The organism is Streptomyces sp. NPDC096046 (assembly GCF_040303285.1).
In the GTDB taxonomy this organism is placed as follows: domain Bacteria; phylum Actinomycetota; class Actinomycetes; order Streptomycetales; family Streptomycetaceae; genus Streptomyces.
On record NZ_JBEOSZ010000006.1, the window covers coordinates 158,614 to 173,517 of the forward strand.

The 14,904-nt window shown below is 69.8% G+C and carries 12 protein-coding genes and 2 tRNA genes; 4 read left to right on the plus strand and 10 right to left on the minus strand.

Annotated features, from left to right (window positions below):
* Nucleotides 1–58 precede the first annotated feature (58 nt).
* Entirely contained in the window at nt 59–1,510 is a 1,452-nt protein-coding gene (locus ABTX62_RS07980) for a catalase (RefSeq protein ID WP_352115368.1), read from the minus strand.
* Nucleotides 1,511–1,655: 145 nt separating this feature from the next.
* Between ABTX62_RS07980 and ABTX62_RS07985 the strand changes: the two genes are divergently transcribed.
* On the plus strand, nt 1,656–2,072 hold the full coding sequence (locus ABTX62_RS07985) for a Fur family transcriptional regulator (protein ID WP_352115369.1): 417 nt from the start codon (nt 1,656–1,658) through the stop codon (nt 2,070–2,072).
* Between the two features lie 150 nt (nt 2,073–2,222).
* Here the strand turns inward: ABTX62_RS07985 and ABTX62_RS07990 are convergent.
* The 4 genes from ABTX62_RS07990 to ABTX62_RS08005 form a co-directional block, all read right to left on the minus strand.
* Nucleotides 2,223–2,296, minus strand: a tRNA-Met gene (locus ABTX62_RS07990).
* 435 nt (nt 2,297–2,731) lie between these two features.
* Entirely contained in the window at nt 2,732–4,555 is a 1,824-nt protein-coding gene (locus ABTX62_RS07995; protein ID WP_352115370.1) for a tetratricopeptide repeat protein, read from the minus strand.
* Nucleotides 4,556–4,791: 236 nt separating this feature from the next.
* Nucleotides 4,792–4,865: transfer RNA gene (locus ABTX62_RS08000), tRNA-Met, on the minus strand.
* Between the two features lie 57 nt (nt 4,866–4,922).
* Entirely contained in the window at nt 4,923–7,856 is a 2,934-nt protein-coding gene (locus ABTX62_RS08005) for a UPF0182 family membrane protein (RefSeq protein WP_352115427.1), read from the minus strand.
* Between the two features lie 163 nt (nt 7,857–8,019).
* Between ABTX62_RS08005 and ABTX62_RS08010 the strand changes: the two genes are divergently transcribed.
* A complete protein-coding gene (locus ABTX62_RS08010; RefSeq protein WP_283971492.1) occupies nt 8,020–8,562 on the plus strand; it encodes a PPA1309 family protein in 543 nt (180 codons plus the stop codon).
* Nucleotides 8,563–8,631: 69 nt separating this feature from the next.
* Here the strand turns inward: ABTX62_RS08010 and ABTX62_RS08015 are convergent, their stop codons facing one another.
* The 4 genes from ABTX62_RS08015 to ABTX62_RS08030 form a co-directional block, all read right to left on the minus strand.
* A complete protein-coding gene (locus ABTX62_RS08015) occupies nt 8,632–9,723 on the minus strand; it encodes a YlbL family protein (RefSeq protein ID WP_352115371.1) in 1,092 nt (363 codons plus the stop codon).
* A 100-nt stretch (nt 9,724–9,823) separates the two neighbouring features.
* Entirely contained in the window at nt 9,824–9,988 is a 165-nt protein-coding gene (locus ABTX62_RS08020) for a hypothetical protein (protein ID WP_283971490.1), read from the minus strand.
* 115 nt (nt 9,989–10,103) lie between these two features.
* Nucleotides 10,104–10,565 (minus strand): molybdenum cofactor biosynthesis protein MoaE, encoded by a 462-nt coding sequence (locus ABTX62_RS08025; RefSeq protein ID WP_352115372.1) that lies wholly within the window; start codon nt 10,563–10,565, stop codon nt 10,104–10,106.
* Between the two features lie 92 nt (nt 10,566–10,657).
* Nucleotides 10,658–11,779 carry an SDR family oxidoreductase gene (locus ABTX62_RS08030; RefSeq protein WP_352115373.1) on the minus strand — a complete coding sequence of 374 codons (1,122 nt, stop codon included), beginning with the start codon at nt 11,777–11,779 and terminating at the stop codon, nt 10,658–10,660.
* Nucleotides 11,780–11,971: 192 nt separating this feature from the next.
* Here ABTX62_RS08030 and ABTX62_RS08035 point away from each other — a divergent pair, with 192 nt between their 5' ends.
* Together ABTX62_RS08035 and ABTX62_RS08040 are read left to right on the plus strand one after the other, a co-directional pair.
* Nucleotides 11,972–13,432 carry a zinc-dependent metalloprotease gene (locus tag ABTX62_RS08035; RefSeq protein WP_352115374.1) on the plus strand — a complete coding sequence of 487 codons (1,461 nt, stop codon included), beginning with the start codon at nt 11,972–11,974 and terminating at the stop codon, nt 13,430–13,432.
* On the plus strand, nt 13,429–13,956 hold the full coding sequence (locus tag ABTX62_RS08040) for an NUDIX hydrolase (RefSeq protein ID WP_352115375.1): 528 nt from the start codon (nt 13,429–13,431) through the stop codon (nt 13,954–13,956). The genes ABTX62_RS08035 and ABTX62_RS08040 overlap by 4 nt, the downstream gene beginning before the upstream one ends.
* A gap of 176 nt (nt 13,957–14,132) precedes the next feature.
* Here ABTX62_RS08040 and ABTX62_RS08045 read toward each other — a convergent pair whose 3' ends face one another.
* Nucleotides 14,133–14,888, minus strand: a complete 756-nt coding sequence (locus ABTX62_RS08045; protein WP_352115376.1) for an AIM24 family protein — start codon at nt 14,886–14,888, stop codon at nt 14,133–14,135.
* Nucleotides 14,889–14,904: the final 16 nt, after the last annotated feature.

Here is a 14,904-nt window from a genome sequence, read left to right on the forward strand (position 1 = left end):
CCGGGCCCCCGAAAGGGACCCGGCCCGTCCGCCACAGCAAGCGGTCCAGCGCTGGAGTTCAGCCGCGCAGGGCCTGGACCGCGACCTCCAGCCGCTTGCCGTAGTCTCCGTCGGCCCGACGGAAGTTGTCGATCGCCCGCTCGACGATGTCGTCACGCGAGACCTTGGCGATGAAGCCCGCCAGGTTGGCGATCAGGCGCTCCTTCTCGTCCTCGCCCATCAGGCGGTAGAGGTTGCCCGCCTGCACGAAGTCGTCGTCCTCGGCGTGCACCGGAGCGGGGTGGTTGCCCGTCGCGCCGCTCACGGCAGTGGCGGACCACAGCGGACGGTCCGTCTGCGACGGGCCGCCGAAGCTGTTCGGCTCGTAGTTCTTCGCACCCGCGTGCCGGCCGTCGTAGAGGTACCCGTCACGGGCGTTGGTCCGCGCGACGGTGGCGTGCGGGCGGTTCACCGGCAGGTGGTCGGCGTTGATGCCGACGCGGTAACGGTGGGCGTCACCGTAGGCGAAGAGGCGGCCCTGGAGCATCTTGTCCGGGGAGGGCCCGATGCCCGGTACGAAGTGGGCGGGGCTGAAGATCGACTGCTCGACCTCGGCGAAGATGTTCTCCGGGTTGCGATTGAGCTCCAGCTTGCCGATCTCGACGACCGGGTAGTCCGCGTGCGGCCAGACCTTGGTCAGATCGAACGGGTTGAAGCGATAAGTCGCCGCGTCGGCCACCGGCATGAGCTGCACGCCGACGGTCCACGTCGGGTACTCGCCCCGCTCGATGGCCTGGCGCAGGTCGCGCTGGTGGGAATCGGGGTCCTCACCGGCGAGCCGGGCGGCCTGCGCGCCGGTCAGGTTCCTGATGCCCTGGTCGGTCTTGAAGTGGTACTTCACCCAGAAGGCCTCACCGGCCTCGTTGCTCCACTGGAAGGTGTGCGAGCCGAAGCCGTCCATGTGGCGGTAGGAGGCCGGGATGCCCCGGTCGCCGAACAGCCAGGTCACCTGGTGCGTGGACTCGGGCGACAGGCTCCAGAAGTCCCAGACGTTGTCCGCCTCGGTCGAGCCGGTGTACGGGTCGCGCTTCTGGGTGTGGATGAAGTCCGGGAACTTGATGGCGTCCTTGATGAAGAACACCGGGGTGTTGTTGCCGACGAGGTCGTAGTTGCCCTCCTCGGTGTAGAACTTCAGGGCGAAGCCCCGCGGGTCGCGGACCGCGTCCGCCGCGCCCAGGTTGCCGGCCACCGTCGAGAAGCGCAGGAAGATTTCGGTCTGCTTGCCGATCTCGGAGAGGAACGCGGCGCGCGTGTACGGGGTCACATCAGCGGTCACCGTGAACGTGCCGTACGCACCCGCACCGCGGGCGTGCACCACGCGCTCCGGGATGCGCTCGCGGTTGAAGTGGGCCAGCTTCTCCAGCAGGAGCTGGTCCTGGACGAGCACCGGGCCGCCGATACCCGCGGTCTCGCTGTTCTGGTTGTCGGCCACCGGGGCCCCGGCCTCCGTCGTGAGCGGTCCCTGCGTCACGTGCGCCTCCTGCACCATTCCTGACCAGTCCTGTTCCCTTGGTCAAAGCCGATCCGATCCTACAATAGACAATGTCTAAAGCAAGTGAGGCTCTAAACTCACACCTGTTCGGGACCTGGTCCCCTTAGCTGTTAGGCTGGTGGCCATGAGTGACCTTCTGGAACGCCTGCGCGGACGCGGATGGCGGATGACCGCGCAGCGGCGCGTCGTGGCCGAGGTCCTCGACGGCGAACACGTCCATCTGACGGCCGACGAGGTCCACGCCCGGGCCGTCGCCAAGCTCCCCGAGATCTCCCGGGCGACCGTCTACAACACCCTCGGTGAGCTCGTGACCCTCGGCGAGGTGCTGGAGGTCTCCACAGACCAGCGCGCCAAGCGGTACGACCCGAACGCCCACCAGCCGCACCACCACCTGGTCTGCGCCCGGTGCGGCGCGATCCGGGACGTCCACCCGATCGGCAACCCGCTGGCGGACCTCCCCGACACCGAGCGCTTCGGCTTCACGGTCTCGGACGTCGAGGTGACGTACCGCGGCGTCTGCCCGAACTGCGCGGCCGCTTAGCACTCCGGCTGACACGCCCCGGCACCGATGGGTGCCGGGGCTTTGTGCTGCCCGCCGATTCGGCACTCGTCAGGCCGGCGGCGACGGGGGCATGACCGTGGAAAACACCTGAGGCCGGAACCCTTTCGGATTCCGGCCTCAGGCCTTCAGTAGCGGGGACAGGATTTGAACCTGCGACCTCTGGGTTATGAGCCCAGCGAGCTACCGAGCTGCTCCACCCCGCGTCGATGAATGCAACGTTACGTCAACGACGAGGACGGATGCAAATCGCTTCGCGGCGAGCGGTTCGCCGCGCTGCGAGGACACCGGCCCGGCCCGGCTGCGCTCGCTTCGCGGCGAACCGGACCGCGCAACCCGCCGCCGGTCTCGGTACGGCTGCTGCCGGGTGCCGGTGCAGGTGCCTGCACCGGCATGGCACATGCGCCTGCACGGGCTCGGGCGCGTCACGGCCGCCTGCACTGGCGCTGGCACTGGCACTGGCACTGGCACTGGCACTGGCACTGGCACTGGCACCACGCTGCCCGACCTTCCTAGCGACGTCGAGCACCGCGCAGCCCAGCCCTCATCCGACACCGGGCGGCCCGACCCCCGTGCCTACATCCAGCACCGAACAGCCCAGCTCTCACACCGACACCGGCACCATGCGGCCCGGCCCCGCCTCAGGCCGACAGCTCCTGGCGCAACGCGTCCCTCAACCGCTCCGCCCTCTCGGTGACCGACGCCGGGCCCAGTGACACGGCCCGGTCCGCCCAGCGCTGCCCTTCCGCCAGCTCACCCCGACGCGCGTAGACCAGGGCAAGCCGCAACGCAGCCCGTCCGTGCCCCGCGTCAGCCGCCCGTGTCCACCAGACCGCCGCCTCCGGCTCGCTCCCCTCCCGGGCCAGCAGCAGCCCGAGATTGAACGCCCCGTTGCGGGACCCGGCCTCGGCCGCCTCCCGGTACCACCGAGCCGCCTCGACGACATCGCCCCGGGCCGCCGCCAGCATGCCGACCCGGACCTGCGCCCGTCGATGCCCCTGGGAGGCCGCCCGCTCGTACCACTCCTCACACTCACTCCGCCGGTGCACGGGCTCCCCGAGCTCGTGCGCGGGCTCCGGTGGCCGACGCGCGTCGAGCACGGTCGCCAGCCGGTACGCGGCCTCGGCGCTCCCGCCCCCGGCCGCACACCGCAGGTGCCGCTCGGCCTCCTGCTCGTCGCCGCCCCGCAGCCTCGCCATACCGACCTGGAGCGCCGCCTCGGTGTGCCCGGCCGCGGCGGCACGCTCGTACCAGCGCAGCGCGGCCCGCTCCTCGCCCCGCCCGGCATGCAGGATGCCGAGGTTGAAGGCGGCGTCCACGCTCCCGGCCTCCGCGGCCTTGGAGAACCAGGGCTCCGCGCCCGTCTCGTCACCGGCTCGCAGCAGCAGGATCGCCAGCGCGTTCGCGGCCTCCCGGTGCCCGGCGTAGGCCGCGCGCCGATACCACTGCTCGGCCTGCGGGGTGCGCCCCTGCTCGGCGCAGAGCAGGCCGAGGTTGTACGCGCCGTTGACGTCGCCCGCGTCCATCGCGGCCCGGTACCAGCGCTCGGCGGTCTGGGTCTCGCCCCGCTCGGCGTGCAGCGCGCCCAGCGCGTTCGCCGCGTTGCCGTCACCGTCCTGGGCGGCCCGCAGCCACCAGACGGCGGCATTCTCGGTGTCACCCGCGTCCCGCAACAGGAAGCCCAGCGCGCAGGCGGCCCTTGCCTCGCCGTCCTTGGCGGAGGTCAGGTACCAGCGCCCGGCCTCCTTGAGCTCGCCGCGCCGCTCCAGGATCGTCCCGAGGTGCAGCGCGGCCCGCCGGTGTCCGCGCGCGGCGGCCTGCCGATACCACTGCTCGGCCCCGTCGGCCCCCTGGACACCGTTGTCGCCGTCGGCCTCCCGCGTCGCCTTCCGGTCCAGGGCCCGTGCCAGCCGGTAGGCCGCCTCCCGGTGCCCGCGCTCGGCCGCGACCCGCATCCACTGCTCGGCCGCGGCGTCCCCGCGGTGCTCCAGCAGATCGGCCAGCGCGTACGCGCCCAGGGTGTGGCCCTGCTCGGCGGACTGGCGCAGCCAGTACTCGGCGGCGGGCTCGTCGCCCCGCTCGCGGTGGTGCCGGCCGAGGGCGTGCGCGGCCGCCGTGGATCCGGCGACGGCGGCGATCCGCCACCATCCGGCGGCCTCGTCGGCGTACCCCCGCTGATGCAGGAGGACTCCCAGATTGTTGGCGGCCGCCCGGTCGCCCGCGGCTGTGGCGGCACGCAGATGCGGCTCGGCACCGTCGAGATCACCGCGGCGCAGCAACATGGCCCCGAGGACACTCATCGCCTCGACGTCGCCGGCCTCCGCGGCGAGCCGCTGACGCAGCTCCTCGGCCGCCTCGTCGGCGATCTCCCCGGTCTCGTCCGGGGTGTCGGTGTCCTCCCGGCTGGAAGGCTGCACAAAACGCCCTGTCTCGAACAGAGTTGCCTTGTCCCCCATAACGTCCATCGTCGCACCACCTGCAACCTGGGTACACCTCGTATACCGCAGCCAGTGAGGTCACTTCAGCGTTTTGTCGACATGCCCACAGAGAGACAAGTCAAACACAGATTGCCCAACTCCCCCCGGCGGCACGGCCGCAGCCTGCGCCAGCACATGCGTTCACACACATCACGAAGGCCCGGATTCCTGTGTGGAATCCGGGCCTTCGGTGTCACTCTGTCGCTCGGACATCGCGACTTCAGTAGCGGGGACAGGATTTGAACCTGCGACCTCTGGGTTATGAGCCCAGCGAGCTACCGAGCTGCTCCACCCCGCGCCGTTGTGTTCACAACCGTATCACGGCGCGGGATGGGCATTTGACCAGGCCAGAGCGCTAACTGCTCGGCTTGGGACTCGGACTGCCGCTCGGCTCGTCGCCGGGCTTGCTCTCGCCGCCCCCGGCGCCGCCCACCCGGCTCGCCTCGGCCTGCGCGTCCTCGGCCCGCTGCAGGGCGTCCTCGAGGTCCTTCTGCGCCCGGCCGTAGGCCTCCCAGTCGTTCTTCTTCAGGGCCTCCTGGCCCTCGTCGAACGCCTTCTGGGCGTCCTCCAGGGCCGCTTGCACCGACGGGTTCTCGGACGTCGGCGGTGGCGTGTCGCCCGTGTCCGGCGGCTCGGGGGCCGGGTCGTCCGCTCCGAAGATCTTGTTGAGGGCCTCGTCGAGGGTGTTCTCGAAGGCGGTCTCGCCTCCGTAGGTGACCAGGACCTTGCGCAACAGCGGGTACTTCAGCCCGCCACCGCGTACGTAGACCGGCTCCACGTACAGCAGTCCTCCGTCGAGCGGCACCGTCAGCAGGTTGCCGTACTCGACCTCGGAGTCACCGCCTCTCAGGAGCCTGATGGACTCGGCGATCTCCTCTTGGGAGTTGAACTGGCTCTGGACCTGCTTGGGTCCGTTGACCGTGGTGTTGGTCGGCAGTTTCAGGATTCTGATCTTGCCGTAGTCACTGGTGCCCGCCTCGGCGTCGACCGCCATGAACGCGCTGAGGTTGTCCCGGCCGTTGGGCGTGAAGGTCGTCGTCAGTGAGAACGCCTGTGCCTTCTGGTCGGGCATCCTCATGCTCAGGTAGTACGGCGGCACGGCGCTGCCCGACCGGTTCGTCGGGTCGTCCGGCACCTGCCAGACCTCGCTGCCGCTGAGGAACGTCGTCGCGTCCTTCACGTGGTAGCGGGTGAGCAGTTCCCGCTGGACCTTGAACAGGTCCTGGGGGTAGCGCAGATGATCCATCAGCGCCTTGGAGATCTCGCTCTTGGGTTCCACCGTGTCCGGGAAGGCCTTCATCCAGGTCTTCAGGACGGGGTCCTTGGTGTCCCACTGGAAGAGCTTGACCTGGCCGGTGTACGCGTCGACGGTCGCCTTCACCGAGTTGCGGATGTAGTTGACCTGGTTCTGCTGGGCCACCACCGCTCGGCTGTCGTTGGTGGCGGTCAGCGAGTCGGCCGTGGTGTCACCGAGCGTCGTACGTGAGGAGTACGGGTAGCCGTTCGTCGTCGTGTACGCGTCGACGATCCACTGGATCCGGCCGTCCACGACCGCCGGGTAGGCGTCGCCGTCGATGGTCAGCCAGGGGGCGACCGCCTCGACGCGCTCCTTGGGCGTGCGGTTGTACAGGATCCGCGAACCGTCGCCGATGGCTCCGGAGTACAGGATCTGCGGCTCGCCGAACGCCACGGCGTACGCCGCCCGGTTCATCGGGTTGGAGAGGTCGACCCCGCTGTCGCCCTTGTAGCTGGTGGTCTTCTCGCCGTTGTCGTCGGAGTAGTCGATCTCCTTCTGGGGACCGCCGACGATCGAGTACGTCTCGGTCTTCTCGCCGTAGTAGATCCGCTGCTCGTACGTGCCGAGGTCGCCCTCGGAGGGCAGGTCGGACTCCGTGAAGTTCGGCCGGCCCTGAGCGTCGGCGCTGGTGCCCTCGGCGGCGACCACTCCGAACCCGTGGGTGTACCGGAAGTGGTTGTTGATCCAGTTCTTCTTCGGGATGCCCGCGAGGTTGATCTCACGCAGGCCGATGACCGTGTCCTGGTCCTTGCCGTCCTTGGTGTAGCGGTCGACGTCCAGGTTGTTCGGGAACGCGTAGTAGTTCCTGATCTGCTGGAGCTGCTGGAACGTCGGCGAGACGATGTTCGGGTCCATGATCCGGATGCTCGCCGTGGAATCGACGTCGTCGCGGAGCTGGCTCTTGTCCTCGGTCTCCCTCGTGCCCGAGTAGTCGGTGACCTGGGTGCCGTCGATGCCGTACGCCTGGCGCGTGGCCTCGAGGTTCTTCTCGACGTACGGCGCTTCTTTGGCCTGCTCGTTCGGCTGCACCTGGAACTTCTGCACGATCGCCGGGTAGAGGCCCCCGATGAGGATCGCGGAGAGCACCATCAGGCCGAAGCCGATCACGGGCAGCTGCCAGGTGCGCCGCCACAGGGTGGCGAAGAACAGCAGCGCGCAGATGACGGCGATGCAGAACAGGATCGTCTTGGCCGGCAGGTAGGCGTTGGCGTCGACGTACCTCAAGCCCGTCCAGTTGTCGGTCGCCCTGAAGTCACTGGACTTCACCGCGAGCCCGTACCGGTCGAGCCAGTACGCGACCGCCTTCAGCGCCACGAAGACGCCGATGAGCACCGACAGGTGCCCGGTGGCCGCGGCCGTGGCCCGGGCACCGGGGCTGGTGACGCGCAGACCGCCGTACAGGTAGTGCGTCAGCGCGGCGGCGATCACGGACAGGATCGCCGCGGCGAAGCCGAAGCCGAGCAGGAACCGGTACCAGGGCAGGTCGAAGGCGTAGAAGGCGACGTCCAGCTTGAACTGGGGGTCCTTCTGGCCGAAGGGCACGCCGTTGACCCACATCAGCCAGGTGCGCCACTGGCCGGACGCGGAAGCGCCGGCGATGAGGCCCACCAGGGCGGTGATTCCGAGCAGGAGCCACTTCTTGTAGGGCGCGATGCTCATCCGGTAGCGGTCGAGGTTCTGCTGCTCCATCGACATGGCGCTCAGTGGCGGACGCAGCCGGTGCGCCAGCCAGATGTTGAAGCCGACGGCCAGGGCCATCAGCAAGCCGAAGACGAAGAAGAGCCCGATCTTGGTCCACAGGGTGGTGGTGAAGACCGAGGAGTAGTTCACCGACCGGTACCAGAGCCAGTCCGTCCAAAAGCCCGCGAACATGGTGAACGCCATGCCGAGAACGGCCAGGACGCCCAGCGTCATGAGCAGGGTACGGACACGCCGGGACGGGCGGCCCACTCTCATCCGCGGCCCTGTCGGGCCTCCGCCGCGGTCCGGCATCTGGAAAGCCAAGGTGCGCACCTCGAAGTTCGCTGTTGATTCGTCAGACCCGCGTCTTCACGGGCCGTGCGTGGCCCGCGTGATCGTGGGCCCCCACCTATGCAACTTACTCACCGTTTACTCGGTTCCCGATTCCGGCCGGGAACGAGGCAGGATTGTGACCATGTCCAACACTCCCATGGCTGCGAACCCGCTCACCCGGGCCGTTCTCGAGATCGACGAGTACGTCTCCGGCCTCGGCTGGGACCAGTCAGCCCGCCTTTTCGCCCTCGTCGACACCGCACGGCTTCGGGCCGAACAGCCCTCCCTCGCGGACCGGCTCGGCCTGGGTGACGAGCCGGAGAAATCCGGGCTCACCCCGATCGAGCAGGACGAAGTTCCAACGGGCAAGCCGCTCGATGAGTTCCTCGCCACCATCGCCTGGCCCGACGCGGTGGTCGGCTGCGCCCTCGCCGTGGAGCGCCTGATGCTGCCGCCGTCCGCGGAGGCGCAGGTTCCGAAGGGCCTGAGCGAGGCCGCGCTCACGAAGTGGGTGGCGGATCACCCCGACCGCCAGGAGGTCCGCATGACGGTCGGGGTCCTGCGCGACGGCACACGTGAGTCGGCCCTGCGGCTGCGCGAGAAGGACTCCCCCACCGAGGTCCTGACCGGTTCCGACCTGGTCCCCGGGCTGGCGGAGGCACTGGCGGCGACGTTCGAGGAATAGCCCGAGAGCCGGCAGGGTCCGGTCGGCCGGGCCCTGGGCGCCGAATCCCGGGTCCATGGACTACTGGGACTACTTACCGCACGTCGGCAGATCCGCGGTGTCGCCGCTGCGGATGTCCTTGAGCGCGCCGAGGGCGTCCTGGATGGTTCCCACCTTGACGAGGGTGAGGCCGTCGGGGGTGTCCTCGGCGGCGGCCGCGCAGTTGTCGGTGGGCGTGAGGAAGTACCGCGCGCCCTTGGCCCGCGCACCCACGGTCTTCATCTCGATGCCGCCGATCGGCCCGACCTTGCCGGCGTCGTCGATCGTGCCGGTGCCCGCCACGAACCTGCCGCCGGTCAGGCTGCCCGGGGTGAGCTTGTCGTAGATGCCGAGCGCGAACATCAGCCCGGCGCTCGGCCCGCCGACATCGGCCAGCTTGATGTCGATGGTGAACGGGAAGGTGTGGTCGGTCCCCGCCGAGATCCCCACGATGGCGCGCTTCTCGCCGTCGTCGTCCGACGTCGTGGTGGTCATGGTGACGACCTCTGTCCTGGTCGGCATCCGCTTCTCCTTCTCCGCGGCGGCCTGCTCCTTGGCCGGCACGATCGTGAAGCGGACCTTCTGGCCCGGCTTGTGCTCGGTGACGAGCTTCGCGACGTCGGCCGGCGCCTTCACCGTCGTACCGTCGACGGCCTTGATCACGTCCCCCGCGTGCAGCTTCCCCTCGGCCGGGGACTCCTTGACGACCGTCGAGACGATCACCCAGGACTTCACCGGAACGTCCAGTTCCTTCAGGGCTGCGACCTTGGCGCTCTCCTGGGACTGGCTGAACTCCTCGGCGTTCTCCTGGGTGGACTGCTCCTCGGTCTTGCCGTCGGGGTAGAGCGTCTCGTGCGGCACGACCTTGTTGTCGTGCGCGAGCCAGCCGTAGACGGCCTCCACCAGGTTCATCCGGTAGTCGGCGCTCGTGACCCGGACCGTGGTCATGTTCAGGTGGCCACTGGTCGGGTACGTCTTCTTCCCCGCGATCTGCAACACCGGCTCACCGTCGTGATCGCCCAGCGTGTTCACCGTCGGCCCCGGGGACATCTCCGCATAGGGCACGGGGATGAACACTCCCGCGCACAGGAGCGCGATCAGCATCAGGGTGGAGGCGAGCATCGTCGCGGTGCGGCGTGGCATGACTCGACATTACGGGACGGTCCTGTCAGCGCACCGTCAGGGCCGCCCGTCCGGGCGGCCCTGTGCTCTCAACCGTCTGTGACCTGCTGTTCTTCGGCCGTCAGCCGCCCGGCCGGGGCTTCTCCATGGCCTCCCGGAAGCGGGCGTATCCGGTGAGCTCCGGGCCGTCGTTGCGTACCTTGCGGGTCCGGTTCGCCCAGCTTCCCCAGAGCCCCGCGCCGATGGCAGCCACAAGCGGAATCAGCAACCAGGCGAGCGCCGCCATGCCGACCTCCAACCCCTTTGAGCGTCCGCAACTGACTGATCAGCAGATTAACCATCCGCAGTGACAACGCTCACGCCGGGGGTGCGGTTACGCAACCGGAAGACGGCTTGGCGGATCAGCAGGCGCCAACCCATTCATCGGTGCCGTCGGAGAACTTTTGGTGCTTCCAGATGGGCACCTCGTGCTTGAGGTCGTCGATCAGCTTCCGGCAGGCGTCGAAGGCCTCCCCGCGATGCGGGCAGGAGACGGCGACGACCACGGCGAGGTCCCCGACTCGGAGGTCCCCGACGCGGTGCACGGCCGCCAGGGCCCGCACCGGGAACCCGGCGGCGACCTTCTCGGCGATCCGCCGCATCTCCGCCTCTGCACTGGGGTGGCAGGAATACCCCAGCTCCTCGACGTCTGCGCCACCGTCGTGGTTCCGCACGGTGCCCACGAAGAGCGCGGTACCCCCGGCCGCGTCGTCCCCGACCGCCCGGAACACCTCGTCCAGCGAGAGGGCCGTGTCCCGGATCCCGATCAGCTTGATCGGGTCCTGCGTGGCCTGCTCGCCGGGGTGATCATTCGTGGTTGCCATCCCTCCATCGTGCCGCACGCGACCGACAGCGCGGAATAGAGCTATCGACCGGCACGCGCGTTTACGCCTTTGGACTCTCCTACAGGGACCTCTCAGATCCGCCGCCGGGCCTTCCGCGCCCGCCGTACCACCGCCGCCGCGCCCAGCAGCGCCACCGTGGCACCCGCGGCGCCCGCGGCCGTGGCGTCCTTTCGGCCCAGCCGCCGCCCGGCGACCGTGTGCCGCCCGGAAACCTCCTCCAGCAGCTCCGCCAGCACCTCCTCGTTGGTGTACCGCGGCCGCCACCCGGCGTCGTGCAGCCGGCTGCCGCTCACCACCCAGGGGTACATCGTGTACGCCAGATCTCCGGCCGGGGACGGCGTCAGCCCGATCCGGTGCAGTCGCGCCGCCGCGCCGAGCGCGACCGCCGACGGCAGCTCCATCCGCCGGATGCCGCTGAGGTCCTCGACCTCCTCCTGCTCCAGCCAGCCGTCGCACCCGACGGTCAGTTCTCCGTCGACCTTCTCCAGGACGGCGTACTCCAGCGCGCTGCACAGGTCCTCGATGTGGCAGAACTGCCACGCGGGCCGCGACCCGGCGACTACGAGCAGCCGGGGAGACTCGAAGTACCTGGTCAGCGCGGTGTCGGTGCCGCCCACCAGCACGGCCGGCCGTACCACGGTGACATTGAGCCCGGGATGCGCCCGGGGCGCGCGCCGGGCCAGCCGTTCGATCTCCAGCAGGTCGCCCACGCCCGTCGCCTCCGCCGTGGCCCGCAGCTCGGCGTCCTCGGACAGCGGCAGCTCGTTGTCCGGGAGCGCCCCGTAGACCATCGCCGAGGTGCACAGCACGACCCGGTGCACTCCGGCCGCCGCGGCCGCCGTCAGGACGGTCTGCGTCCCCCGTACGTTGTAGGCCGTTCGGGCGGCGGCGTCGGTTTCCAGATCGAGATCCAGTGCCAGGTGCACCACCACGTCGGCGCCACGCAGCTTCTCCGCGATGGCCGGATCCCGTACGTCCAGGATGTGCCACTGGGCCGCCGCGCACTCGCCGCGCCGCTCATCGATGGCCACGACCTGCTTGACCTCGTCGGATGCCGCGAGCTGCTCCGTGAGCAGGGCTCCTACGCCGTACGCGGCGCCGGTGACCGCGACGACGGGTCCACGCGCCGCGGAGCTCGCGGAACTGGTTGACTGGTTTCGCGCTGCGCGAACCTGCGGATCTGGGGAACTCACCGGGCGTCTCCAGCGGTTGTCTTCAGTACGAGCGCGTCCGACGCGTGCGTACCAGGTGGCATCCATCCTGCCGCAGGCCGTCAGCCGGCGAAGCACCGAGGCCCGATCCGCCCCAGGTGTCTACGCTGGGTGGTGTTGTCGGGCAGCCGTGCCGCCGGAAAGAACCGGCGGCCCTACCAGCCGAGGAATCCCGTGAGTGACACCCCATTCGGATTCGGCCTTCCGCCGGAGGAGCCGGACGACGGCGACGAGGGCAAGAAGAAGGACCAGCAGAGCGGTGGTGGTCAGGGACCGGCCAACCCGTTCGGTTTCGGCGGCCTGCCCGGAGCCGGAGGCTTCGGCGGAGGCCCTGGCGGTCCCGGCGGCCCCGGTGCGGACAATCCGTTCGCAGCCATGTTCGGGTCGCTGAACCCCACCGACCTGGGCGCCGCGTTCCAGCAGCTCGGCCAGATGCTCTCCTACGAGGGCGGCCCGGTGAACTGGGACATGGCCAAGCAGATCGCCCGCCAGACGGTCTCACAGGGCAGCCCTGACGGCACCAAGGACGCCAGCGTCGGCCCCGCCGACCGCAAGGCCGTCGAGGAAGCCGTCCGCCTGGCCGACCTGTGGCTCGACGATGCCACCTCCCTGCCGTCCGGCGCCGCCTCGGCGGTCGCCTGGAGCCGCGCGGAGTGGGTCGAAGCCACCCTGCCCGCCTGGAAGGAGCTCGTCGACCCGGTCGCCGAGCGCGTGGGCACCGCCATGGGCGACGTCCTGCCGGAGGAGATGCAGGCCATGGCCGGCCCGCTGATCGGCATGATGCGCTCGATGGGCGGCGCCATGTTCGGCACGCAGATCGGGCAGGCGGTCGGCGTGCTCGCCGGTGAGGTCGTCGGCTCGTCCGATATCGGCCTCCCGCTCGCCCCGGCCGGGAAGGCCGCCCTGCTGCCGGTGAACATCGAGACGTTCGGCAAGGACCTGAGCGTCGCCCAGGAGGAGGTGCGGCTGTATCTCGCGCTGCGGGAGGCCGCCCACCAGCGACTGTTCGCGCATGTGCCCTGGCTGCGCTCGCATCTGTTCGGCGCGGTCGACGGCTATGCCCGCGGGATCAAGGTCGACACGGCCAAGCTGGAGGACGTGGTCGGGCAGTTCGACCCGCAGAACCCGGAGCAGTTGCAGGAGGCCCTGCAGCAGGGCATGTTCCAGCCGGAGGACACGCCCGAGCAGAAGGCGGCCCTGGCCCGTCTGGAGACGGCTCTGGCGCTCGTGGAGGGCTGGGTGGACGCGGTGGTCCACGCTGCCGCGAAGCCGCGCCTGGCATCCGCCGACGCCCTGCGCGAGACGCTGCGCCGCCGCCGCGCCTCGGGCGGTCCGGCCGAGCAGACGTTCGCCACGCTGATCGGCCTGGAGCTGCGCCCGCGCCGTCTGCGGGACGCCTCCCGTCTGTGGGCCTCGCTCACGGACGCGCGCGGTGTCGACGGCCGGGACGCCCTGTGGCACCACCCGGACATGCTGCCGACGGCGACCGACCTGGACGACCCGGACGGCTTCGTGCACCGTGAGCAGATCGACTTCTCCGAGCTGGACAAGATGCTCGGCGAGGCGGCGGACAGGCCCGACCTCAAGAAGAAGGACGAGGGCGAGGACGAGAACAAGGGCGACGGCGCCGGGTGAGCCTGTACGACGACGCGGTCCTCGTGCTGAAGGGGTACGAGGACCAGACAGCGCTGCGCCAGGCCTATCTGGACCACCTGGCGCGGCATCCGGACGGTCTGTGGAAGGCCTGCCACGCGGGTCACCTCACGGCGAGCGCCCTGGTGATCGACCCCGAGGGCGGCCGGGTACTGCTCACCCTGCACAAGAAGCTCCGGATGTGGCTCCAGACGGGCGGCCACTGCGAGCAGGGCGACGCGTCTCTGGCGGGGGCGGCTCTGCGTGAGGCGACGGAGGAGTCCGGTGTCCCGGGGCTCTCCGTGCTGCCCGGCGGCCCGGTGCGTCTGGACCGGCATCCGATCCCGCCGCCGTGCCACTGCCACTTCGACGTGCAGTACGCCGTCCTGGCGCCGCCGGGCGCCGCGCACGCGATCAGCGACGAGTCCCTGGACGTGCGCTGGTTCGGCTACGACGAGGTTCCGAAGGTGGCGGACGCCTCGGTCGTCCGGCTGCTGGAGGCGACGCGTGCGAGGCTCGCGCTCTGACCACGTGTAAGGGGCGGCCGCTCGTGCGGCAGCCCCTTAACACGTAGTCCCGACATGTAGTCCCGACCGTGAGGTGCGCGCCCCGTCAGGGGCGCGGGAAACCGCGCGTCCGGCCCGGACGGCCTGCAGCCCGAGGCGGGACCAACAGTCCCCGATCGGCCGAACCGGCGGAGCGCTCAGCTCCAGGCGTTGCCCTGGTTCTGCCCGTGTGCTCCCTGCTGGCCCATGCCGTACTGCGCGGCGAGGCCCGAACCGATCTGGGCGTTCTGCGGCGGCAGCAGTTCACTCGGCTGGACGAGCGCGAAGCCGGTGCCCATGAAGCTCAGCTCCCAGCCCTCACCGGTGCTGCCACGCCGCCGCCACACCCCGGAGGAGTGCGTCTGGGCCTGCATCTGCACCCGTAGGCCCGTGGACCAGGCGACGATCGCGTCGGCGTCGCAGTTGACGTACTTGTCGGGCGTCACCTGCAACAGCAGCGGCATCCCGGAGGTCATCAGGGCGACCTTGCCCCGGCCGGAGATGTTGAGCTGGTACTTCCCGGAGCCGGAGATGCCGTACAGGCTGTCCACGGCGATGACCTCGTGGTGCAGTGAGGAGTCCATCGCCAGCACATAGCTGCTGTCGACGGTGAGGCCGTCCTGGTCCACGTCCATGACGTGGACGTGCTGCTTGAGGTTGGCGAGGTAGACCGTGCCCTGCCCGTGGCAGCGCATCAGGTCGAGACCCTCCCCGGTCTGCGCACGCGCGCGTGACTGCTGGTTGCTCTGGTACTCGACGTCGAACTCGACGAGGCCCTGGTAGGCGACCATGGTGCCCTTGCGGGCCAGGATGTCGTCGTGGCTCTCCAGGATGACGCGCAGCATCTGCTTGTTCTGCAGGCTCCAGCGTTCCTGGGTCTGCTGCTCGTTGTAGGCGAAAATCGGGCTCTGCATGGCGTGTGGTTCCCCC